Raw genomic sequence first — 21,824 nt, 5'->3', positions numbered from 1 at the left:
CAGAGTTATCGTGGGAGCTTCCCGACCCCCACGCGCAGATCTTGAGAGTAGTTGTGGCCGATTCCTTCGTTCACCTGCATGTCCACACCGAGTACTCGATGCTCGACGGGGCGGCGAAGCTCAAGCCGCTCTTCTCTGAGGCGGCGAAGCAGGGTATGCCCGCGGTGGCGATGACCGACCACGGCAACATGTTCGGCGCCTACGAGTTCTACCAGCAGTCCCAGGGCACCGGCGTGAAGCCGATCATCGGCATCGAGGCCTACGTCGCACCGGAGTCCCGGTTCCACAAGAAGCGGGTCCAGTGGGGGCGCTCCGGCGGTTCGGACGACGCGTCGACCGAGGGCGGCAAGGACATCTCGGGCGGCGGCCGCTATCTCCACATGACCATGCTGGCCGAGAACGAGACCGGGCTGCGCAACCTCTTCAAGCTCTCCTCGCTCGCGTCGATCGAGGGCTACTACATGAAGCCCCGGATGGACCTCGACCTCATGAGTGAGTACAGCGAGGGCATCATCGTCAGCACCGGCTGCCCCTCCGGTGGTGTGCAGACGCGCCTTCGCCTCGGGCAGGAGAAGGAGGCGATCGAGTACGCCGCCAAGCTGCAGGACATCTTCGGCAGGGACAACGTCTTCCTCGAACTGATGGACCACGGTGTGGACATCGAGAAGGAGGTCCGCGACGGTCTGCTGAAAGTCGGCAACGAGCTCGCGATCCCGCCGCTCGTCACGAACGACTCGCACTACGTCTACGAGAGCCAGGCCGCGGCGCACGACGCGCTGCTGGCCGTCGGTGTCGGCAAGAATCTCGACGACCCCACGCGGTTCCGGTTCAACGGGGCCGGCTACTACCTCAAGACCGCCGACGAGATGCGCGGCATCCTCAACTTCGACCAGTGGGCCCAGGGCTGCAAGAACACGCTGCTCGTCGCCGAGCGCATCGCGCCCGACGCCTACGACAACGTCTTCGCCTCGCGCGACCTGATGCCCACCTTCCCCGTGCCGGAGGGCGAGACCCAGTCGTCGTGGCTGGCCAAGGAGATCGAGCGGCTGATCCCCACGCGCTACCCCGACGGCGCAAGCGACGCGGTGCGCCAGCGCATCGACTTCGAGCTGGGCATCATCAACGAGATGGGCTTCCCCGCCTACTTCCTCGTTGTCTCCGACATCTGCCAGTACGCGCGCAAGAGCGGCATCGCCCTGGGCCCCGGCCGCGGCTCCGCGGCCGGGTCCATGATCGCCTATGTCCTGGGCATCACCGACCTGGACCCGATGGAGCACGGCCTCATCTTCGAGCGGTTCCTCAACCCCCAGCGCGTCACCATGCCCGACATCGACCTGGACTTCGACGAGCGTCGGCGCGGGGAGATGATCGACTACGTCACGCGCCTGTACGGCAGTGAGCGCGTCGCGCAGATCCTCACCTTCGGCACCATCAAGGCGAAGGCCGCGGTCAAGGACTCCACCCGCATCCTCGGCCTGCCGTACTCCGTGGGCGACCAGATCACCAAGGCCTTCCCCGCGGCGGTCGGCGGCAAGGAGATCCCCCTCGACGCGGTCTACAACGAGGACCACGAGCGCTACGCCGAGACGACCGAACTCCGCGGCCTGATGGAGAACGACGCCCAGGTCCAGAAGGTCATGGAGACCGCGCGGGGTATCGAGGGCCTGACCCGCGGCACCGGCGTCCACGCGGCCGGGGTGATCCTGTCCAAGGAACCGCTGCTCGACGTCATCCCGCTGCACAAGCGCGACACGGACGGCGCCATCATCACCGGCTTCCCGTTTCCTCAGTGCGAGGAGATGGGGCTGCTCAAGATGGACTTCCTGGGCCTGCGCAACCTGACGATCATGGACGACGCCGTCAAGAGCATCAAGGAGGCCGAAGGCGTCGACATCGACCTCTCGACGCTGCCCCTCGACGACAAGAAGACCTACGAGCTGCTCGCCCGCGGCGACACGCTCGGCGTCTTCCAGCTCGACGGCGGCGCCATGCGCAACCTGCTCAAGCGCATGGAGCCCAAGCGCTTCGCCGACATCGTCGCCGTCCTGTCGCTGTACCGGCCCGGTCCGATGGCCGCCAACGCCCACAACGACTACGCCGACCGCTCCAACGGCCGCCAGGAAGTCACGGCCATCCACCCGGAGCTCTACGACGCGCTCGATCCGATCCTGGGAGAGACCTACCACCTGCTCGTCTACCAAGAGCAGATCATGGCGATCGCGCAGCAACTGGCCGGCTACAGCCTCGGCGGCGCCGACCTGATGCGGCGCGCGATGGGCAAGAAGAAGAAGGAGGTCCTGGAGAAGGAGTTCACCACGTTCCAGGCCGGCATGCTGGAACGTGGTTTCTCCGAGGAGTCGATCCAGGCGCTGTGGGACGTCATGCTCCCCTTCGCCGGATACGCGTTCAACAAGTCCCACGCGGCCGGATACGGCCTGGTCTCCTACTGGACCGCCTATCTCAAGGCCAACCACCCCGCCGCCTACATGTCAGCGCTGCTCACCTCCGTCAGCGACGACAAGGACAAGATGGCCGTCTACCTGGCCGAGTGCCGGTCCCAGGGCATCAAGGTGCTGCCTCCCGACGTCAACGAGTCCGGTCTGCGGTTCACCCCGGTCGGCCGGGACATCCGCTTCGGCATGGGGGCCGTCCGCAACGTGGGCGCGAACGTCGTCCAGTCCATCACCAAGACGCGCTCCGAGAAGGGCAAGTACAGCTCCTTCACCGACTTCCTGTCCAAGATCGAACTCGCGGCCTGCAACAAGCGGGTCGTCGAATCGCTGGTCAAGGCCGGTGCCTTCGACTCGCTGGGCCAGCCCCGGCAGGAGCTGTACCGCCACCACGAGACCGCGGTCGAGGGCATGATCAGCTCCAAGAAGCAGGAGGCGAACGGCCAGTTCGACCTGTTCGGCGGCGGGGACGCCGACGTGGGCGACTCCGCGCCCATCGGGCTCAACATCAACTGGGGCGATGAGGAGTGGGACCGCAAGACCAAGCTCGCGTTCGAGCGGGAGATGCTGGGACTGTACGTCTCCAGCCACCCGCTCTCGGGCGCCGAACGCATCCTCGCCCGGTCCCGTGACACCTCGATCGCCCAGATCGTGGCGGGTGAACGCGGCGGCGAGCGCGGTGAGGTCCGCATTGCCGGACTGATCTCCAAGGTCGACAAGCGCGTGAACAAGGCGGGCAACCAGTGGGCCATCGCCACGGTGGAGGACCTGGACGCCAGCATGGAGGTCCTGTTCTTCCCCAAGACCTACCCGCTGTACATGGACGCCCTGATGGAGGACACCGCCGTCACCGTCAAGGGGCGGCTCAACGACCGCGACGGCACCTGGTCGATGTTCGCCTCCGAGATGTCGATCCTGGACATCTCCCACGTGTCGGAGGGGCCGCCCCCGATGCTGCTCACCGTGCAGGACAAGCGCCTCACGCCGGAGCTGGTGAATGAGCTCAAGCAGGTGCTGAAAGCCCACCGGGGCGAGACCCCGTTGACGATCCGCGTCGATCACCCGGTCAAGAGCCGCGTGTTCGAGATCCCGGACTATCCGATCCAGGTGGGGCCGGAGTTCTCCGGTGATGTGAAGTCCCTGCTGGGACCGGACGCGATCACCTACTGACGTCCACCGTCCTGCCGTGGCGCCGGGCGGGGAGGGGCACAGCCCCTCCCCGCCCTTTTTTCGTGCGGGGAGGTGATCGGGCGCTGACTCCGCCGGGGGGAGACCCTCGGGCCTTCGGCCACCGCTCGCTGTCCCGCCCCGTGCCGCCGCGGTCCCGGTCTTGACGATGGTGAGTTAGCGATATATCGTCGAGGTATCTCGACACGAGATGAACTATCGTTATTGATCACGATGGATCGGTCGCTACTGAGTGAAGGAGAACGACATGACCGAGATGGCGATGCCGTGGGCATGGGGCGGACGCCCGGAGAAGCAGCCGACCGCCGGCGGCTGGGAGTTCCCCGCAGACAACACCCGCGAGGGCGACGAAGAGCGCGGGCGCGGCCGCGGGCGGAGGCACGGGCGCCGCGGAGGACGGCGCTCGCGCGGTCCGTGGGCACCGGAAGGATGGACCGCGATGGGCGGGCCCGGAGGGCCGGGCGGAGGCTTCCAGCCGCCGCACCCGCCGCAGCCTCCCTTCCCGCCGAACATGCCGTGGGATGGTCCGCCCGTCCCGCCCGGGCATCCGATGGAGGGGATGTTCGGCGGCGGCCGGGGGCGGGGCCGGGGGCGCCGCGGCGGGCCGCGGGCCCGGCGCGGCGACGTCCGTACCGGGATTCTGCTGCTCTTGGCCGAGGAACCCCGCAGCGGCTACGAGATCATCCGCGAAGGCAAGGAGCGCAGCCAGGGCGGCTGGCGGCCCAGCCCCGGTTCGGTTTACCCGATGCTGCAGCAGCTGGAGGACGAGGGCCTGGTCCGTCCGGCCGAGACCTCCGGCAGCGGACGGCGCCGCCCCTTCGAACTGACCGATGAGGGGCACGCCTACGTCGAGGAGAACGCGGCCGAGCTGACCCCGCCCTGGGAGGCGGTGCCCGAGGAGTACACGGACTCCATGGAGCGCTACGCCGAGATCAGCAGCCTCGCCTACCAGCTGTCCGCGGCGGCGGCGCAGGTCGCCCAGGCCGGCACACCCGAGCAGCTGGAACGTGCCAAGTGGCTGCTGGCCGAGACCAAGCGCGGCCTCTACCGCATCCTCGCCGAGGACGACACCAGCGTCGACGAGAACAGCGAGGACGGTGGAGCCTAGGCCGACGCCCCGCCGCCGACGGTCCGGATGAGCGCCGGTAACCCGTGGGGGTGGGGGACGCGGCCCTCCCCGGCCGCGTCCCCCACCCCCTGCTCAGCGCCCCCTCCTGCCGTCGGCGAGTTCGCGGAGGATGTCGAGGTGGCCGTTGTGCCGGGCCGTCTCGCCCGCCATGTGCATCAGGACCCACCGCAGCGTGGCCGGCCTCTCGGCGTCGCCCGATGTGCGGGCGCTGCTGTTGAGCTCCAGTTTCGCCGTGATCTCCCGGGAGCGCGCGCACTGCGCGTCGTACTCGTCGAGCAGGTCCGCGAGGGGGCGTTGCCCGCCCACGCGGAACTCGGCGTCCCCGTCGTCGGGGGACCACGGAGCCCGGTCACGCGCACCAAGCAGGCGGACCTCGAACCAGTAGTGCTCCACCCAGCGCAGATGGGAAACGACGCCGCCGATCGACATCAGCGGCGACGTCGGCAGCGGGGCCGCCGACGACAGTCCCGGGCCGAGCCCGGCACACTTCTCCCGCACCGTGCCCCGGTGCCAGTCCAGCCAAGAGGTGAGCATGGTCCGCTCATCGGCCGACATCGGCGGCGCGAAACGATCCCTCGTGTTCGTCATCCGGGCATTGTCACGTGGGCACGAACACAGCACCACCGGTTTTCGCCCCGGCGTCGCCGGATAGATTCGAAGAGTGCAGATCAATAAGGCGCGTCGGCCCGTGGCACGGCGGCGACTGGTCGTGGGCGCGGCGACGCTGGGGAGCGTCGCCGCGCTCGGAATCCCGCTCGGCCTGCTGTGGTGGCTGGTCACCCCCCGGCCGAGCGTCACCGTCGTCGATGGCGACGGTGCGACCGCCCCCTTCCCCGTCTCCCAGGCCCTGTTCGCCTCCGAGGGCTACTTCGCCCTCATGATGATGTGCGCCGGAATCCTCTGCGGGTACGGTACCTACCTGGTTCAGTACCGCCTCTGCGCACGCGAGCGCGTCGATCTCCGGTTGACCTGCCTGCTGGGTCTGGCGGCCGGTTCCGTCCTCGGATCGCTGGTCGCCTGGCGCATCGGGGCCGGTCTGGACGCGGGCGCCTTCGCCCGCGCGGTCGCCGCGGCCGAGCCGGGCGACGTCGTCACCGCCGGACTCCAGCTGCGGGCCCTGAGCGCCCTGATGCTGTGGCCCTTCGTCGCCGTCCTGCAGTACGGACTGTTCGACGCCGTCAGCCTGTGGCGCAGCGACCTGCCCCACCAGCGCGAGCAGGACGTGTCAGCACCGTCCGTGGACGCACCGCGCAGCGAGCCCGCCGCGCGCTGAGCCGCGCGGCCCGCGCGCTAGTCCCCGCGCGGATGATGGGGATGATGAGGCCGCCCCACCGAGGGGGCACCGCCGCCCACGCGACGCCAGGCACCGCTCCCGGGCACGCCGGTGAAGCCACCGACCAGGCCGCCCTCCGGTCCGCCGACGCCGCGGCCGCAGGCGGCGGCGAACGAACGCAGCAGGCTGAGCCCGGGACACCCCGGAGCTCGCGGACCCCGCCGCCCAGGTCGGCGGCGCAGTTCGCGGAAGCCGAGCAGGGCGGTGGCGCGCAGCGCCGGGCCGCGTGGTTCGGGCCGATCACTCGGCTGCGCGCGGCCCTGGTGCTCCGGCGGGCGCGTCCGCCCCGACGGACCGCTCGGGGCGGAGGGCTCCGACGGGTCGAGGTCGGCGCGGGCTTCGGCCAGCACCGCGTCCCCGGCCCTCGTGCGCGGGCCGAGCCGGCCCCCGGTCATCCGGTACACGCCGTACAGCGCGAACCAGCCGACGAACAGCCCCAGCGCCGCGACGAGCTCCGGCGGCAGCTTGGCCGCCGGTGCCACCGCCGCCGTGACCACGAAGGCGGCGAGAACCGCCCCGGGCACGCCTCCGACGAGGCGGTGTGCCAGGTGCAAGAGAAAGGGATAGGCGAGCAGCAGCCCAGCCAGCAGCACGAACACGATCCCGACCGGTTCGCGGGGCGCCGTCATCGCCACCACCGCGGAACCTCCGGCGAACAGCACCCCCGCCGTACCGATGATGGCCTGCGCACCCCAGGCCGCGTTGCGCGCGAAGGTCACCCGGCGCATCCGCTCCGGGGAGAAGAGCAGTCCCAGGCGGCGCAGCCGCCAGAGCAGCGCCGTTGTCGCGTCGCTCGCCGACGCCGCCGCCACCAGGCGGTCGGCGGGAATGGCGCGCCCCGAGGGGAGGCGAGCGTCGAGGAGCCGGGTGAACGGCGCCAGCGAATCCGCGGCGGGCCGCTGCTCCGGCTGCCACGGGCGCGCCACCATGCCGTGCCCGTACGCGATGGCGCGCCCGCTGAGGTACAGCTCGGCGAGGGCGACCTCGCCCAGCCGCCGCTTGCCTCCGGCGAGCATGCCCAGTTCGAACGGGGACAGATCCTCGGCACCCACCGCGGGCCGTCGGGGTCCCGCCGACAGGATGCGGGCGTAGTCGCCGCGAGTGGCCGCGTAGCAGCCCGCTATCGCGAGGTAGCACAGCACAGTGCCGAGCACGATCGCCTCGACCACCATCGCGCCTCATCCTCCACGCGCGCCCTATTGTGTTCGCCTGGTTCCTCAACGTTAGGCCTCCGGGGCCGCCGTGAGAAGAGGGTGGCGGGCGTGGCGCGGTACGGGCAGCCCGAATCGGGCCGCCGGGATGCGGAGGGGGAAAGCGGGCCTGGGGTCTCAGCCGCGGAGGTCGGCGGTGGTCGCGCCGGTCAGGTGGAGCAGGTCGGCGGGGGAGAGCTCTATCTGCAGCCCGCGCCGCCCAGCGGAGACGAAGACGCTGGTGTGGCCGCCGACCGACGCGTCGATGACCGTGGGGAGGCGTTTGCGCTGGCCGAGGGGGCTGATACCGCCGCGCACGTAGCCGGTGGCGCGTTCGGCCGCCCGGGGGTCGGCCATCGCGGCCTTCTTGCCGCCGACCGCTGCTGCCAGCGCCTTCAGGTCCAGACTCGCGTCAACCGGCACCACGCCTACGGTGAGGTGGCCGTCAACCTCGGCCACGAGCGTCTTGAACACCCGGTCGTGGCGCACACCCAGCGCGTCGGCTGCCTCGTAGCCGTAGGACGCGCCGCCGTCGCCGGAGGCCGCGTAGGGGTGCAGGCGGAACCCGACCTGGGCGCGGGTGGCCGCGACCGTGGCGGGGGTGCCTTTTCCGCTCATGACGCTCCTGTGCGACGCGTGGCGCTGGTGGTCAGCCGCATGGTATGCGGCGCGGGGCGGGCGAGGGGAATCCGGGGAACAGTGAAGCGCTGGGGCGGCGGCAGGAGGGGCCGGGGCGCCGCTCTAGTTGAGGTTGATCTCGCGGCGCAGCAGCTGACCAGCGGGCAGGGTGGGCAGGGCGTTGAGCACGCGGTTCTCCCGCCGCATCAGGGTCGAGGCCAGCTCCAGCCGCGCCGCCGCGTGATCGGCCTCCAGCAGCGCCTGCTTGTCGCGCTGGTCGAGGACGAGCGCGGCCGAGACCGCGTAGGACAGCGGCAGCGGGTCAGCGGGGAAGTCCGCTGGCGGCTTGGTGGGGAGGCCGATCCCGGTCAGCCGTTGGCAGTAGACGCGGAACAGCCGCCCGACGCGCTCGGCCTGCTCCTCGGCGCCGTCCCCCAGTTCGTCGGGGATGAGCGTGGTGGCCGCCCGCAGGTAGGGGTGCTCGTCATCGGGGTCGTCGATCTCCTCGACGCGGAAGCGCGACCCGCCCTCGACCACGAGGTCGTACCGCCCGTCGTCATGCCTGCGCACGCTGCGGACCTCGGCCATGCAGCCGACGTCGGACAGCTGGTGGGCGGCCGTCGCGCCGACCTCGTGGCCGAGCTCGATCCCGACGACCCCGAACCGCCGGGCCTCTCCCGCGTCCTCGGCGGGTTCCAACAGCTCGGAGATGAGTTGGCGGTACCGCTCCTCGAACACATGGAGCGGCATGGTCAGCCCCGGGAACAGCACACTCCCGAGCGGAAACAGCGGTAGCCGGTCAGGCATTGCACAAGTATGCCCGACCGGCGGTGGCGCCTGTCGTTCGCGTCCGCCCCTCAGGTCAGCGACGGGCCCGCGGTGCTCGGAGCGTCCGCGCTGCCGCCGCTCTCATCCGGCATGTCACGGGCGACGAAGTTCTCGACGTCGAAGAGGTTGCCAGCGCTGCGGTCGATGACGGCCAGCAGGGTGGACATCTTCGCGACCTCCTCCGTCTGCTCCTGGAGGAACCAGTGGAGGAACTGTTCGCCGGTGTAGTCGTTCTCCTCCCGCGCGACCCGCATCAGCATGTGAAACTGGTTGGTCACCTCGCGCTCCTGGCGCAGCGCCAGTGCGACAAGGTCGCGCGGAGTGTCGAAATCGTTCTGGATTTCGTCGACCCGCGGGATCGTAACCGAAACGTCGCTGTCGATCAGGTAGCGCACGATCATCATCGCGTGGTCGCGCTCTTCCAGCGCCTGCCGGTAAAACACGCGCGCCAGCTGCGGGAGGTCGCGGGCGTCGAACCACGTGGCCAACGCGACGTACTGGTGCGAGGCCGTGAACTCATGACGCAGCTGGTCAATGAGGAGGCGGTGGAACTTGGAAAGGCCGTGCTCGGCGCTCTTTGTCATGGAAGCCATGCTTCAACAATAACGCGGAACAATGGCCAAGTCGAACATTAAAAAGGTAACGTCGGGCACTGAGGTAAGCCTTTCAGAATAGAAATTAGGTTAGGTGTTCCAAAGTTAGGTAAGACTCATTCGTGGTATTTATGGTGAGGCTTCCCTAAAACGGGGCCGACGGGACGCGGGCGGGGGCAGCGGACGCGACCGGGCCCCCGCGCCCGTGCGCGGCCCCCGCCCACCGGCGTAGCCGGTGCGACGCGGGGCGCCCGTCGGAGCAGGTGAGGCGCCCGACCCCTAGAATGAAGGGGTGATCTCCCGAATCGATCTCCGAGGAACCCCTGGCGACCCGCGTGACCTGCTGCCACGCGCCGAGCTCGACATCGAGGCCGCGACCGCGAAGGTCCGCCCGATCTGCGACGACGTCCGCCATCGGGGCGTCGAGGCGCTGATCGAGCTCACCGAGCGCTTCGACGGCGTCCGCCTCGATGACATCCGCGTCCCCCCGGCAGCCATCGATTCGGCTCTCGCGGAGCTCGACCCGGCCGTACGCACGGGCTTGGAGCACTCCATCCAGCGCGCCCGCAAGGTCCACGCCGACCAGCGCCGCACCGACAGCGTCACGCAGGTCGTCCCCGGCGGCACCGTCACCGAGCGGTGGGTGCCCGTCGGACGCGTCGGCCTCTACGTCCCCGGCGGCCGCGCCGTCTACCCCTCCAGCGTCGTGATGAACGCGGTGCCCGCCCAGGAGGCCGGCGTCGGCTCGCTCGCCGTCGCCTCCCCGCCCCAGGCCGACTTCGGCGGCCTGCCGCACCCCACGGTCCTGGCCGCCTGCGCCCTGCTCGGCATCGACGAGGTCTACGCGGTCGGCGGCGCCCAGGCCGTCGCCATGTTCGCCTACGGCGCGGGCGAGTGCGCGCGCGCCGACATGGTCACCGGCCCGGGCAACATCTGGGTGGCCGCCGCCAAGCGCCTGCTCAAGGGCGTCATCGGCATCGACGCCGAGGCCGGCCCCACCGAGATCGCCATCATCGCCGACGACACCGCCGACCCCGGCTATGTCGCGGCCGACCTCATCAGCCAGGCCGAGCACGACGTCATCGCGGCGTCAGTGCTGGTCACCCCGTCCACCGAACTCGCGGACAAGGTCGAGGCCGAGCTGGCCGAGCGCGTCCCCGCCACCAAGCACAGCGAGCGCGTCGCCGAGGCCCTCGGGGGCCGCCAGTCGGGCATCGTCCTCGTCGACGACCTCGACCAGGGGATCGCCGCCGTCGACGCCTACGCCGCCGAGCACCTGGAGATCATGACGGCCGACGCGAGCGCCGTCGCGGCCCGCGTGCGCAACGCCGGCGCCGTGTTCGTCGGCGACTTCGCCCCCGTCTCCCTCGGCGACTACTGCGCCGGATCCAACCACGTGCTGCCCACGGGCGGCAGCGCCCACCACTCCTCGGGCCTGAGCGTACAGACCTTCCTGCGCGGTATCCACGTCGTGGAGTACGACCGTGCCGCGCTGGCCGAGATCGCCCCGAGCGTCGTCGCGCTGGCCGAGGCCGAGGACCTGCCCGCCCACGGCGAGGCCGTCAGCGCCCGCGTGGGCCGGACCGAAGGGGCGGCGCGGTGATCCGGCGCGAGGAAGCCGTCGAAGGGACCGCCGCGGGGTTCCGCCTGGAGGACCTGCCGGTCCGCGACGACCTGCGCGGCAAGGCCCCCTACGGCGCGCCGCAGCTTGAGGTGCCCTACGCGCTCAACACCAACGAGAACCCCTACGCCCCCTCCGAGGAGCTCGCCGCGGCGCTGGCCCGCGGTGTCGCCGACGTCGCCCGCGGGCTGAACCGCTACCCCGACCGCGACGCCACCCGGCTGCGGGCCGCCCTGGCCGCCTACCTCGACCACGACCTCGACGTCCGCGAGGTGTGGGCGGCCAACGGTTCCAACGAGGTGCTGCAGCAGCTCCTGCAGGTCTTCGGTGGCGCCGGGCGCACCGCCATGGGCTTCGAGCCGTCCTACTCGATGCACCCGATCATCACCGAGGTCACCGGCACCGCGTGGGTCGGCGTGCCGCGCACCGCCGACTTCACCATCGACCTCGACGCCGCCAAGGACGCGATCGCCCGCCACCGGCCCGACATCGTCTTTCTGACCTCGCCCAACAACCCCACCGGCACGGCGCTGCCGCTGGAGGTGATCCGGGAGATCGCCGCCGTCGCGCCGGGCATGGTCGTGGTGGACGAGGCCTACGCCGAGTTCCGCCGCGAGGGCACCCCCAGCGCGCTGTCGCTGCTGCCCGACCACCCCCGGCTGATCGTCTCCCGGACCATGTCCAAGGCGTTCGCCATGGCCGGGGCGCGGCTGGGCTACCTCGCCGCGAACCCGGCCGTGGTCGACGCCCTGCAGCTGGTCCGCCTGCCGTACCATCTCTCGGCCGTCAGCCAGATCGTCGCGCTCACCGCGCTGGAGTTCTCCGACGAACTCCTCGGCGCGGTCAAGCAGCTGCGCGAGGAGCGCGACGCCCTGGTCGCGTGGCTGCGGGACCACGGGTTCACCGTGGCCGACTCCGACGCCAACTTCGTGATGTTCGGCGAGTTCGCCGACCGCGCGGCCGTCTGGCGAGGTCTGCTCGACCACGGCGTACTCATCCGCGAGGTCGGCCCGGCCGGGTGGCTGCGCGTCACCGTCGGCACACCGGAGGAAATGTCGGCGTTCCGCGACGCGTTGCTCCGGGTGACGGCCGACCCGCCCGCCGCCCGAGAGAAGCACGGCGAGCCCGGGGCGCCGGGGAGCCCCGGAGCCTAGGGAGCCCGAGCGCGCCCGACCACCGTCCCCCCCGCCACCAGACCAGGAGAGTCCGAGTCCTATGAGCCGCATCGGCCGCGTCGAACGCACCACCAAGGAGACCAAGGTCGTGGTCGAGATCGACCTCGACGGCACCGGGGTCGCCGACATCTCCACCGGCGTCGGCTTCTACGACCACATGCTCGACCAGCTCGCCAAGCACGGCCTGTTCGACCTGACCGTGCACACCGAGGGCGACCTGCACATCGACTCCCACCACACCATGGAGGACACCGCGCTCGCGCTCGGCGCGGCGTTCAAGGAGGCGCTGGGCGACAAGGCCGGGATCCGCCGGTTCGCCGACGCCAAGGTGCCGCTCGACGAGGCGCTCGCCGAGGTCACGGTGGACGTGTCGGGCCGCCCCTACCTCGTGCACACCGAGCCGGAGCCGATGGCCCCGGTCATCGGGCGCGACTACGACACCACGATGACCCGGCACATCTTCGAGTCCTTCGTCGCCCAGGCCCGCGTCGCCCTGCACATCCACGTGCCCTACGGCCGCAACGCCCACCACATCGTCGAGTGCCAGTTCAAGGCCTTCGCGCGCGCCCTGCGCTTCGCCTGCGAGCGCGACCCCCGCGTGTCCGGCGTGCCCTCCACCAAGGGCGCCCTGTAATGCAGGACGTGTGGGCCGTCCTGCTCATCGCGCTGGGCGGACTGCTCCTCGGTGGCGCCATCGCCACCTGGAAGACGAACAAAGCCCTGACCGCCCTCCTTGGCCTGTGCACCGTCCTGGCCGTGGCATCCGGCGTGCTGCGGCTGGGCTACTTCGGCTGAAGGATCCCGGCACCGCCGGCAACTGGAAAGGCACGATTCCCCGTGCAGCCTCGCGTCGTCATCTTCGACTACGGATCGGGCAACCTGCGCTCGGCGCAGCGGGCCATGGAACGCACCGGCGCCGACGTCACCGTCACCGGTGACCCGCAGGCCGCCCTGGACGCCGACGGCCTCGTCGTCCCCGGCGTAGGCGCGTTCGGCGCCTGCATGGAGGGGCTGCGCGCCGCCCAGGGCGACCGCGTCATCGGCCGAAGACTCGCCGGGGGACGCCCCGTCCTCGGCATCTGCGTGGGCATGCAGGTCCTCTTCGAGGAGGGCGTCGAACACGGCGTGGCGAGTGCGGGGTGCGCCGAGTGGCCCGGCACCGTCGAGCGCCTGCGTGCCCCGATCGTCCCGCACATGGGCTGGAACACCCTCGACATCCCCGAGGGGTCGCGGCTGTTCGCGGGCATCGGCCCCGAGGAGCGCTTCTACTTCGTGCACTCCTACGGCGTGCTCGACTGGAAGCTGGAGCCCACCAGCTCGCACATCACCCCGCCCAAGGTGACCTGGTCGACCCACGGCACCCCGTTCGTCGCCGCGGTTGAGAACGGCCCGCTGTGCGCCACCCAGTTCCACCCGGAGAAGTCCGGGGACGCCGGTGCCAAGGTGCTGGCCAACTGGGCCGCCACGCTGTGAGCCGCGGCCCGCGCCGCGCAGCGGCGGCACCCACGCACGTCACGACCCCCGTCTGGCATGCTTGATTCGACCCCAACCCGTCGGAAGTGAAGGTCGCCTGACACCCATGTCCTCCACCCTCGAACTCCTGCCCGCCGTGGACGTCACCGACGGCCAGGCCGTCCAGCTCGTCCAGGGGAAGGCCGGCTCCGGCGGCCAGTACGGCGACCCGTTGCAGGCCGCCATGGCCTGGCAGAACGCCGGCGCCGAATGGATCCACCTGGTCGACCTGGACGCCGCCTTCGGACGCGGCCACAACCGGGAGCTGCTGACCGACATCGTCGGCCGCCTCGATGTCAAGGTGGAGCTGTCGGGGGGCATCCGCGACGACGAGTCGCTGGTCGCGGCGCTCGCCACCGGCTGCACGCGCGTCAACATCGGCACCGCCGCGCTGGAGAACCCCGAGTGGTGCGCCAAGAGCATCGCCGAGCACGGCGACCAGATCGCCATCGGCCTCGACGTGCGCGGCACCACGCTGGCCGCCCGCGGCTGGACCCGCGACGGCGGCGACCTGTTCGCCACCCTGGAGCGGCTGGAGTCAGAGGGCTGCGCCCGCTACGTGGTGACCGACGTCAACAAGGACGGCACCCTCAAGGGCCCCAACCTGGACCTGCTGCGCACAGTGTGCGAGCGCACTAACAAGCCCGTGGTGGCCAGCGGCGGGGTCTCCAGCCTGGACGACCTGCGGGCCATCGCCACGCTGACCCCGCTGGGCGTCGAGGGCGCCATCATGGGCACGGCCCTCTACGAGGGCGCGTTCACCCTCCAGGAGGCGCTGGCGGCGGTGAGCGCCCGATGAGCCTGGCGATCCGCGTCATCCCCTGCCTCGACGTCGACGCCGGGCGGGTCGTCAAAGGGGTCAAGTTCGCCCACCTGCGCGACGCCGGCGACCCGGTGGAGCTGGCCGCGCGCTACGACACCGACGGCGCCGACGAGCTCACTTTCCTCGACGTCACCGCCTCCAGCGGGGAACGGGAGACCACCTACGACGTGGTGCGCCGCACCGCCGAGCAGGTGTTCATCCCGCTGACCGTCGGCGGCGGCGTGCGCAGCGCCGATGACGTCGACCGCCTGCTGCGCGCCGGGGCCGACAAGGTCGGGGTGAACACCGCCGCCATCGCGCGCCCCGAACTCATCCGGGACATCGCCGAGCGGTTCGGCCGCCAGGTCCTGGTGCTGTCCGCCGACGTCCGCCGCGTCACCGACGGCGACCCCACCCCCAGCGGGTTCGAGGTCACCACCCACGGCGGCCGCAAAGGCACCGGCATCGACGCGGTGGAGTGGTGCGCCCGCGCCGCCGAGTTGGGCGCGGGGGAGATCCTGCTGAACTCGATGGACGCCGACGGCACCAAGGCGGGATTCGACCTGGAGCTGATCCGCGCGGTGCGCGCGGTCGTCGACATCCCGCTCATCGCCAGCGGGGGTGCGGGCAAGGTCGAGCACTTCCCCCCGGCCATCGACGCGGGAGCCGACGCCGTGCTGGCCGCCTCGGTGTTCCACTTCGGTGAGTTCACCATCGCCGACGTCAAGGCGGAGCTGCGCGCCCACGGCCACGCCGTGCGCTAGCCCTTTTGGGGAGGAAGCCCACACCGTGGGCCCCAACCGGCATTGTGGGGAAAGTGCCCGGGGTCTGCTGGGCGGCCTTGCCGGCGATCGGCTGATCCGGCGTTCTTGGGTGAAAAGCGGCACCGAGGCCGGTGGGGGCTGGGGGCACCCGGTCCTCCGGCGGGTGCGGACCCCCACTGACGATGATCATGGGGATGGTCCCGGCAAACCGGACAGAACCGGGACAAATCCCATGATCATCGCGGGGAACGTGGGGCAAACCGGGCATACTCGGCGCACGGACGCCCGCAACCCGACATCCGGGCCGCCCGCATGGCCCGCCCAGGAAGCCGACAGGCGGCGCCCCACCCCAAGCCCTCGTCGCTGCCGCTCCCGCTTCCTCCACCCAGGGGAAGACCAGCTGGGCGGGCCATCGCAGCAGCCCCGCCCAGCCCCACCCCGGAGACGACCGGCGCCCCAGCCCCCACCGGCCTCGGTGCCGCTTTTCACCCAAGAACGCCGGATCAGCCGATCGCCGGCAAGGCCGCCCAGCAGACCCGGGTCCCTGCCCGTATCCCGCCATGATCACGGGGGTTGTAAGGGCAAACCGGTCAAAGTCGAGAAGAATCGCCGCGATCATCGGCGAAGGATGGCTTCCCGGGGCGGGAACGGGCTGTCGCGCAGCCTCCGGGCGTTGATCACGGTCTTTGTGGCGCAAAGTACGCCCAGGTGCCGGACGGGATAGGTGCGTCCGCCGTGACCGCTGCGGAGAAGGCGCTGGTGGGATGGCGCCCGGGCAACGCCCCCTTTGGGGTTCGGTGGGCGATGCATAGCGCCATGGTGACATTTTCCGTTTTTCGAAAACCCCTGCTCCGAGTCGCGCATCCTCCCGTACACACGCAGTGAGCGTGCACGTGAGAAAAGAGGGGTTCTCACATGTCAGGAAAGTTGCGCGGCCCGGTGACGCGGTCGCAGAGCTGGTGGGACGTGCTGGACAGTGGGCGCGTGCACTGGCGCGTCGGTTTCGTCCAGTATCTGCTCCGGGGCTTGGCCTACAACGTCGGCCCGATCGATGACACCTTCGGCCCCATGACCGAGGACGCGGTCCGCGCGTTCCAGGAGGACAACTACCTCCGACAGACCGGCGCGGTGGACGACGCGACCTGGACGCAGATGCGGGGCGTGTTCGGCACCGTCAGGCGGGGGGACTCCTCGGACGCGGTCCGCGCCGTGCAGTACGCGCTCACCAGGGGCCACGGCTTCGACCTGGCTGTCGACGGCGACTTCGGTCCGTTGACCGAGCAGGCCGTGCGGAGCTTCCAGGAGTCGCAGCTCATCCGTGTCGACGGCGCCGTCGGCATCCAGACCTTCACCCACCTCGTCATCATCCGCTAGGCAGCTCCGACATCCACCGCACCCCATAGCGAGGGGCCGGTCCACCCGGTTACGGGCGGACCGGCCCGTCCCGTGTATTCGGGTATAACCCACCGCGACCTGCCACATTTCACGGTGGAATAGCCCGGGCCCGGCCGATGCTGAAGAAATCGGTGTCCCCTGCGCCGCCACGCGGAGTAGGTTGACATCGCCCATGCCGTCCTGTCACCGGATGGCATGTGCTGTTTTCCGGGGTCGCCGAGCGAGCGGGGGTTACGCATGTCCGACGGAAACACGACGGGGCCGAGGCCCGACTCCGGGGTGTTCCGGCGCGGCATGCGCGTGCTGTGGGTCGCCATGCGCACCGAACCCTGGGTCTGCGCCATCGCCGTCGCCGGAGCGTCCCTGCACGCGGCCGTGACGGTCGGATCGGCGTCCGTCCTCGGCCACATCACCGACGCCACGATCCTCCCCGCCTTCGCCGAGGGCAGCACCACCTTCGCCGCACTGGCCGCCGCGGCCGCCCTGCTCATCGGCGTCGGCGTGCTCAAGGCCACCGGGCTGGCAGCGCGGCGGCTGTTCGCCGGGCTCATGCAGTTCCGCATGCAGGCCCGCTACCGCCGCGAGGTCGCCCGCACCTACCTGCGCCTCCCGCTGGCCTGGCACCACCGACACCCCACCGGCCAGCTGCTGTCCAACGCCAACGCCGACGTCGAGGCCGCCTGGCAGCCCCTGGCCCCGCTCCCCATGGTGATCGGCAGCCTCTTCCTGCTGCTCATCGCGGCCGTCGCCATGCTCGTCACCGACCCCATCCTCGCCCTCGTCGGCTTCGTCGTCTTCCCCCTCCTCTTCGCCGCCAACGTCGCCTTCCAGCGCCGCGTCGCCCCCATGGCCACGCGCGCCCAGGCGCTGCGCGCCCAGGTCAGCGAGGTCGCCCACGAGTCCTTCGACGGCGCGCTGGTCGTCAAGACCCTGGGCCGCGAAGACACCGAGACCGACCGGTTCACCGCCGCCGCCCACCGCCTGCGCGACGCCCAGATCCAGGTCGGGCGCATGCGCTCGATGTTTGACCCGGTCATGGAGACCCTTCCCAACCTCGGCGTGCTCGCCGTACTGATGGTGGGCATGTGGCGGCTGTCCACCGGCGCGATCGCCCCCGGCGACCTCGTCCAGATCGCCTTCCTGTTCACCCTGCTCGCCCTGCCCATCCGCTCCTTCGGCTGGCTGCTGGGCGACCTGCCGCGCAGCGTCGTCGGCTGGGACCGCGTCCAGCACGTGCTGTCGTCTGAGGGGACCATGGAGCACGGCGACACACGGCTCGCCGGGACCGGCGGCATCGGGGTCAGCGTCACCGACCTCTCCTTCTCCTACGAGGACAGCTACACCGCGCCCGGCACGAGCGACCGCCGCGACCTCGTCGACATCCCGGACACGGCCGAGGCCCCGCGCTCCACCGTCCTGCACGATGTCGCGCTCGACATCGCCCCCGGCCGCACCGTCGCGCTCGTCGGCCCCACCGGCTCCGGAAAGTCCACCCTGACCACCCTCCTCATGCGCCTCGTCGATCCCGACACCGGCACCGTCCGCTACGACGGCACCGACGTGCGCGACCTGGAGAAGGGGGAGCTGTCCCGCGTCGCCGCGCTGGTGCCGCAGTCGACCTTCGTCTTCGAGGACACCGTCCGCGACAACGTCACCCTCGGCGCCGGCGTGCCCGACGAGGACGTGTGGGCCGCGCTGCGGCTGGCGCGCGCCGACTCCTTCGTCGCGGCGCTGCCCGACGCGCTCGACACCCGCCTCGGCGAACGCGGCACAAGCCTGTCGGGCGGTCAGCGCCAGCGCCTGGCCCTGGCCCGCGCCGTGGTGCGCCGGCCCCGGCTGCTCATCCTCGACGACGCCACCTCGGCCGTCGACCCGCAGGTCGAGGCCCAGATCCTGGCCGGGCTGCGCGACACCGACCTCGCCGCCACCGTCGTCGTGGTCGCCTACCGCCGGGCCACCATCGAGCTTGCCGACGACGTCATCTACCTGGAACAGGGCACCGTGCGCGACCGCGGCACGCACAGCGAGCTGCTGCGGCGCTCACCCGGCTACCAGCGCCTGGTGACCGCCTACGAGCGGGCCGCGGAGGAACGAGAGGCGCGGGCCACCGGCCGCGCCGAGAACATCGACACGTCCGAGGAGATCGTGCGTTGAGCGCCCCAGCCGAATCCCCCACCCGGCGCGACACCGGCCCGCAGCCACTTGACGGCGGGGCGGACGCCACCGCCCTGCACCGCTCGACCGACTCCGCCGTGGGCACCATACGCCGCGGACTGGAGCTGTCCCCGGAGTTCACCCGCGGCCTCGGACTGACCCTGGTGTTCGCGGTGGTCGCCACGCTGGGCAAGGTCATCGTCCCCATGGCGATCCAGCAGGTCATCGACAACGGCCTCGGTGCCGGCGGAGGAGAACCCGACCTTTCGTTCGTGGCCGCCACGGTCGGCCTGTGCGCCGTGCTGCTGCTGGCCACCATGGTCTGCTCCTACCTGATGAACCTGCGGCTGTACCGGGCCACCGAGTCCGGGCTGGCCACGCTGCGCCGCAAGGCGTTCCGCCACGTCCACGACCTGTCCGTGCTCACCCAGAACAGCGAGCGCAAGGGCGCGCTGGTATCGCGGGTCACCGCCGACGTCGACCAGATCTCCACCTTCATGCAGTGGGGCGGCCTCCTGCTGGTCATCAGCACCGGGCAGCTGTTCATCGCCACCACACTCATGGCGGTCTACTCCTGGAAACTCACCCTCCTGGTCTGGGTCTGCTTCCTGCCGCTGCTGTTCGGCGTCCGGTGGCTGCAGAAGCTGCTGTCCCAGGCCTACCTGAAAGTGCGCGAGCGCACAGGAGACATGCTCGGCGCCGTCGGCGAGACCGTGATGGGCGCCGCGGTCATCCGGGCGCACGGCACCGAGGAGCGCACAGCGCGGCGCATCGACGAGACCGTCCTGGCGACCCGCACCGCCCAGGTCAAGGCGCAGCGGCTGTCCATGGCCGTCTCACCGTTCGCCGAGATCGTCGCCGCCGTCGGCAACGCCGCCGTGGTCGTGGTCGGCGTCCTCATCGGCATCGGCGGCGACATCACCCCGGGCGAGCTCGTGGCGTTCCTGTTCCTGGTGACGCTGTTCGTCATGCCGATGATGATGGCCACCGAGATCTTCAACGAGGCGCAGAACGCCATCGCCGGATGGCGCCGCGTCCTCGGCGTGCTCGACACCGTCCCCGACATCGCCGACCCCGGCGAGGCCGGAAAGGAGCTGCCGCGCGGCCCGGTGTCCGTCGGCTTCGACCGCGTGAGCTACGCCTACCCCGACGGCCCGACCGTTCTCGACGACGTCGACGTGGAGATCCGCCCGGGGACCCGGGTCGCCGTGGTGGGGGAGACCGGCTCGGGCAAGACCACGTTCGTCAAGCTCCTCACCCGGCTGATGGACCCGCTGCGCGGGCGCGTCCTGCTCGACGGGGTGGACCTGCGCGAGGTCGCCTTCTCCTCGCTGCGCAGCCGCGTCGTGATGGTCCCCCAGGAGGGCTTCCTGTTCGACAGCTCGCTGGGCGACAACATCCGCTTCGCCCGCCCTGAAGCCACCGACGCCGAGCTGGAGGCCGCCATCGCCGAACTCGGCCTCGCCGACTGGCTCGCGGGGCTCGCGCACGGCCTGGACACCCCCGTCGGCCAGCGCGGCGAATCCCTGTCGGCGGGGGAGCGCCAGCTCGTGGCGCTGGTCCGGGCCTACATCGCCGACCCCGACCTGCTGGTACTGGACGAGGCCACCTCAGCGGTCGACCCGCACACCGAGGTCCGCATCCAGCGCGCCCTGGACCGCCTCACCCACGGCCGGACATCGGTCACCATCGCCCACCGCCTGTCCACCGCCGAGGCCGCCGACGAGGTCTTCGTCTTCGACGCCGGGCGCCTCGTCCAGCGCGGGACGCACTCCGACCTGGTCGCCGCCCCCGGCATCTACGCCGACCTGCACGCCTCCTGGGTGCACAGTTCGGCCTGAGAAAAGCCAGAGCGGGCGGGCCCGGCGCCGGGCGGCGCGCCGCCGGACCCCGCTGTCAGACGCCGCGCTCGGCCCACCAGTGGGCGGCGAGGAGCTCGCCGGTCACCGGCTCGGTGAGCAGCCGCACGTCGGGGTCGGTGTCGCCGAGGTAGCGCAGGTTCACCTCCGCGCCCGCGACCTCCCCGCCCACGGCCACGAACGCGCCGCGCAGCTGGAGCAGGTGTTCGGCGACGCGGTCGTCATAGTGCGATCCGGTGAACAGCACCGCCCGGTAGTCGGAGATCGCGGCGAGGTGGCGGCCGGTGTGCGACCACTCGGCCGACTCCGCGGCGTGCGCGGCCAGCACCGGGCCCTGCCGTACCGCCAGCGCCGCCTGCCGCGCTGAGCACAGCCGCTCCGCGGGAGCGATGAAGTGCACGCTGTCGGGGGAGTCCAGTGCCTTGGCCGCCTCGGGCACCCACCCCGGCGCCCGCTCCACGAGGTCGGAGATGGCGTTGGCGCTGCGGCGCAGCGTCTGGCCCAGATCCGCCGTCGCCCCCACCACGGGCGCCCCCAGCTGGTGCCCCAGGAGCAGCAGCAGCGCCAGTGCGTTCATGTACCCGCCGCAGGCCAGGCCACTGCGATCCCGCCCGGACAGCAGCGGGACCAGGACATCGGCGTAGCGCGCCACGGGGGAGTCCGGGTCGTCGCACAGCACGATGATGGCCGACCGCTCCACATAGCGGTCGAGCGCCGTGCACATCTCCCGCAGTCCGCTGCCCAGCGACACCGCCACCACCAGCGTGTCCGGTCCCGGCGGCAGCGACGCCGTCGTGGAGGCGTACTCCGCCACAGCCCCGATCCCGGCCCGACGCATCCGCTCCGCCGCCGCCTCACACGCGTAGCGGGCCCCGCCCGTGCCCAGCAGGAGCACGCCGGCCGGCTCGTCGTCCAGCAGTGAGGGCAGCGCCGCATAGGGGTCACGGCGCGCCAGGCGGTCGGCCAGCGCGGTCAGCGCTGCTGGCTTGCCCGCCAGGTCGGCGGAGAGCAACTCGGCGGTCACATGACTCCTGACTCATCGAACATCGACGACACGGCCCGTCCATCGTGGGGGTGTGTCCCGCACTCGGCGCACGGTAGCCGAGCAATCGCACCCTAGTGCGCCCCGCGCCCGGCTCCGACCTGGCGCGAGCGCCCCTATGGCCATTGTCACCCGGCACACACCCCCGCTGTGCGGGGGGCTGCGGCGACC

The 21,824-nt window shown here is 71.2% G+C and carries 19 protein-coding genes; 13 read left to right on the top strand and 6 right to left on the bottom strand.

Annotated features, from left to right (window positions below; all coding sequences use genetic code 11):
* The first annotated feature begins 53 nt into the window (after window positions 1-53).
* Together dnaE and ABD259_RS03830 are read left to right on the top strand one after the other, a co-directional pair.
* Complete coding sequence (gene dnaE / locus ABD259_RS03835; RefSeq protein ID WP_344106160.1) at window positions 54-3,620, top strand: DNA polymerase III subunit alpha; 3,567 nt, start codon at window positions 54-56, stop codon at window positions 3,618-3,620.
* 265 nt (window positions 3,621-3,885) lie between these two features.
* Window positions 3,886-4,746 (top strand): PadR family transcriptional regulator, encoded by an 861-nt coding sequence (locus ABD259_RS03830; protein WP_344106162.1) that lies wholly within the window; start codon window positions 3,886-3,888, stop codon window positions 4,744-4,746.
* Window positions 4,747-4,839: 93 nt separating this feature from the next.
* Here the strand turns inward: ABD259_RS03830 and ABD259_RS03825 are convergent, their stop codons facing one another.
* Window positions 4,840-5,355, bottom strand: a complete 516-nt coding sequence (locus ABD259_RS03825) for a DinB family protein (RefSeq protein ID WP_344106164.1) — start codon at window positions 5,353-5,355, stop codon at window positions 4,840-4,842.
* A gap of 73 nt (window positions 5,356-5,428) precedes the next feature.
* Here ABD259_RS03825 and ABD259_RS03820 point away from each other — a divergent pair, with 73 nt between their 5' ends.
* Window positions 5,429-6,040 (top strand): hypothetical protein, encoded by a 612-nt coding sequence (locus tag ABD259_RS03820; protein WP_344106166.1) that lies wholly within the window; start codon window positions 5,429-5,431, stop codon window positions 6,038-6,040.
* Between the two features lie 17 nt (window positions 6,041-6,057).
* Here ABD259_RS03820 and ABD259_RS03815 read toward each other — a convergent pair whose 3' ends face one another.
* The 4 genes from ABD259_RS03815 to ABD259_RS03800 all read right to left on the bottom strand — a co-directional run bounded on the left by ABD259_RS03815 (window position 6,058) and on the right by ABD259_RS03800 (window position 9,329).
* Window positions 6,058-7,272, bottom strand: coding sequence for a TIGR04222 domain-containing membrane protein (locus ABD259_RS03815; RefSeq protein ID WP_344106168.1), 1,215 nt, complete (start codon window positions 7,270-7,272; stop codon window positions 6,058-6,060).
* A 156-nt stretch (window positions 7,273-7,428) separates the two neighbouring features.
* Window positions 7,429-7,908, bottom strand: coding sequence for a Cys-tRNA(Pro) deacylase (ybaK, locus tag ABD259_RS03810; RefSeq protein ID WP_344106170.1), 480 nt, complete (start codon window positions 7,906-7,908; stop codon window positions 7,429-7,431).
* Between the two features lie 123 nt (window positions 7,909-8,031).
* Window positions 8,032-8,715: an LON peptidase substrate-binding domain-containing protein gene (locus tag ABD259_RS03805; protein WP_344106172.1), complete on the bottom strand. Its 684-nt coding sequence runs from the start codon at window positions 8,713-8,715 to the stop codon at window positions 8,032-8,034.
* Between the two features lie 50 nt (window positions 8,716-8,765).
* Window positions 8,766-9,329, bottom strand: a complete 564-nt coding sequence (locus ABD259_RS03800) for a ferritin (RefSeq protein WP_344106174.1) — start codon at window positions 9,327-9,329, stop codon at window positions 8,766-8,768.
* A gap of 292 nt (window positions 9,330-9,621) precedes the next feature.
* On the opposite strand from ABD259_RS03800, the gene hisD reads away from it, so the two are divergent.
* The 10 genes from hisD (at window position 9,622) to ABD259_RS03750 (ending at window position 20,593) form a co-directional block, all read left to right on the top strand.
* Window positions 9,622-10,932: a histidinol dehydrogenase gene (gene hisD / locus ABD259_RS03795; protein WP_344106176.1), complete on the top strand. Its 1,311-nt coding sequence runs from the start codon at window positions 9,622-9,624 to the stop codon at window positions 10,930-10,932.
* The gene (locus tag ABD259_RS03790; RefSeq protein WP_344106178.1) at window positions 10,929-12,104 is read left to right on the top strand and encodes a histidinol-phosphate transaminase; all 1,176 of its coding nucleotides are present in this window, start codon (window positions 10,929-10,931) and stop codon (window positions 12,102-12,104) included. Before hisD ends, ABD259_RS03790 begins: the two co-directional genes overlap by 4 nt.
* A 61-nt stretch (window positions 12,105-12,165) precedes the next feature.
* Window positions 12,166-12,759: an imidazoleglycerol-phosphate dehydratase HisB gene (hisB, locus tag ABD259_RS03785; protein WP_344106180.1), complete on the top strand. Its 594-nt coding sequence runs from the start codon at window positions 12,166-12,168 to the stop codon at window positions 12,757-12,759.
* A complete protein-coding gene (locus ABD259_RS03780) occupies window positions 12,759-12,920 on the top strand; it encodes a hypothetical protein (protein WP_344106182.1) in 162 nt (53 codons plus the stop codon). Before hisB ends, ABD259_RS03780 begins: the two co-directional genes overlap by 1 nt.
* Before the next feature lie 42 nt (window positions 12,921-12,962).
* On the top strand, window positions 12,963-13,598 hold the full coding sequence (gene hisH / locus ABD259_RS03775; RefSeq protein WP_344106185.1) for an imidazole glycerol phosphate synthase subunit HisH: 636 nt from the start codon (window positions 12,963-12,965) through the stop codon (window positions 13,596-13,598).
* Window positions 13,599-13,704: 106 nt separating this feature from the next.
* A complete protein-coding gene (gene priA / locus ABD259_RS03770; RefSeq protein ID WP_344160204.1) occupies window positions 13,705-14,436 on the top strand; it encodes a bifunctional 1-(5-phosphoribosyl)-5-((5-phosphoribosylamino)methylideneamino)imidazole-4-carboxamide isomerase/phosphoribosylanthranilate isomerase PriA in 732 nt (243 codons plus the stop codon).
* Window positions 14,433-15,203 (top strand): imidazole glycerol phosphate synthase subunit HisF, encoded by a 771-nt coding sequence (gene hisF / locus ABD259_RS03765; RefSeq protein ID WP_344160201.1) that lies wholly within the window; start codon window positions 14,433-14,435, stop codon window positions 15,201-15,203. Before priA ends, hisF begins: the two co-directional genes overlap by 4 nt.
* A 915-nt stretch (window positions 15,204-16,118) precedes the next feature.
* Window positions 16,119-16,577, top strand: a complete 459-nt coding sequence (locus tag ABD259_RS03760) for a peptidoglycan-binding domain-containing protein (RefSeq protein WP_344106192.1) — start codon at window positions 16,119-16,121, stop codon at window positions 16,575-16,577.
* 258 nt (window positions 16,578-16,835) lie between these two features.
* Window positions 16,836-18,752, top strand: a complete 1,917-nt coding sequence (locus ABD259_RS03755; RefSeq protein ID WP_344106194.1) for an ABC transporter ATP-binding protein — start codon at window positions 16,836-16,838, stop codon at window positions 18,750-18,752.
* Window positions 18,749-20,593, top strand: a complete 1,845-nt coding sequence (locus ABD259_RS03750; protein WP_344106196.1) for an ABC transporter ATP-binding protein — start codon at window positions 18,749-18,751, stop codon at window positions 20,591-20,593. Before ABD259_RS03755 ends, ABD259_RS03750 begins: the two co-directional genes overlap by 4 nt.
* 55 nt (window positions 20,594-20,648) lie before the next feature.
* Here the strand turns inward: ABD259_RS03750 and ABD259_RS03745 are convergent, their stop codons facing one another.
* Window positions 20,649-21,635: a sugar isomerase gene (locus tag ABD259_RS03745; protein WP_344160198.1), complete on the bottom strand. Its 987-nt coding sequence runs from the start codon at window positions 21,633-21,635 to the stop codon at window positions 20,649-20,651.
* Window positions 21,636-21,824: the final 189 nt, after the last annotated feature.

Origin of the sequence: Nocardiopsis rhodophaea, assembly GCF_039530945.1 — a bacterium.
Classification (GTDB): domain Bacteria; phylum Actinomycetota; class Actinomycetes; order Streptosporangiales; family Streptosporangiaceae; genus Nocardiopsis_C; species Nocardiopsis_C rhodophaea.
This window is presented reverse-complemented; position numbering and strand designations above follow the sequence as displayed.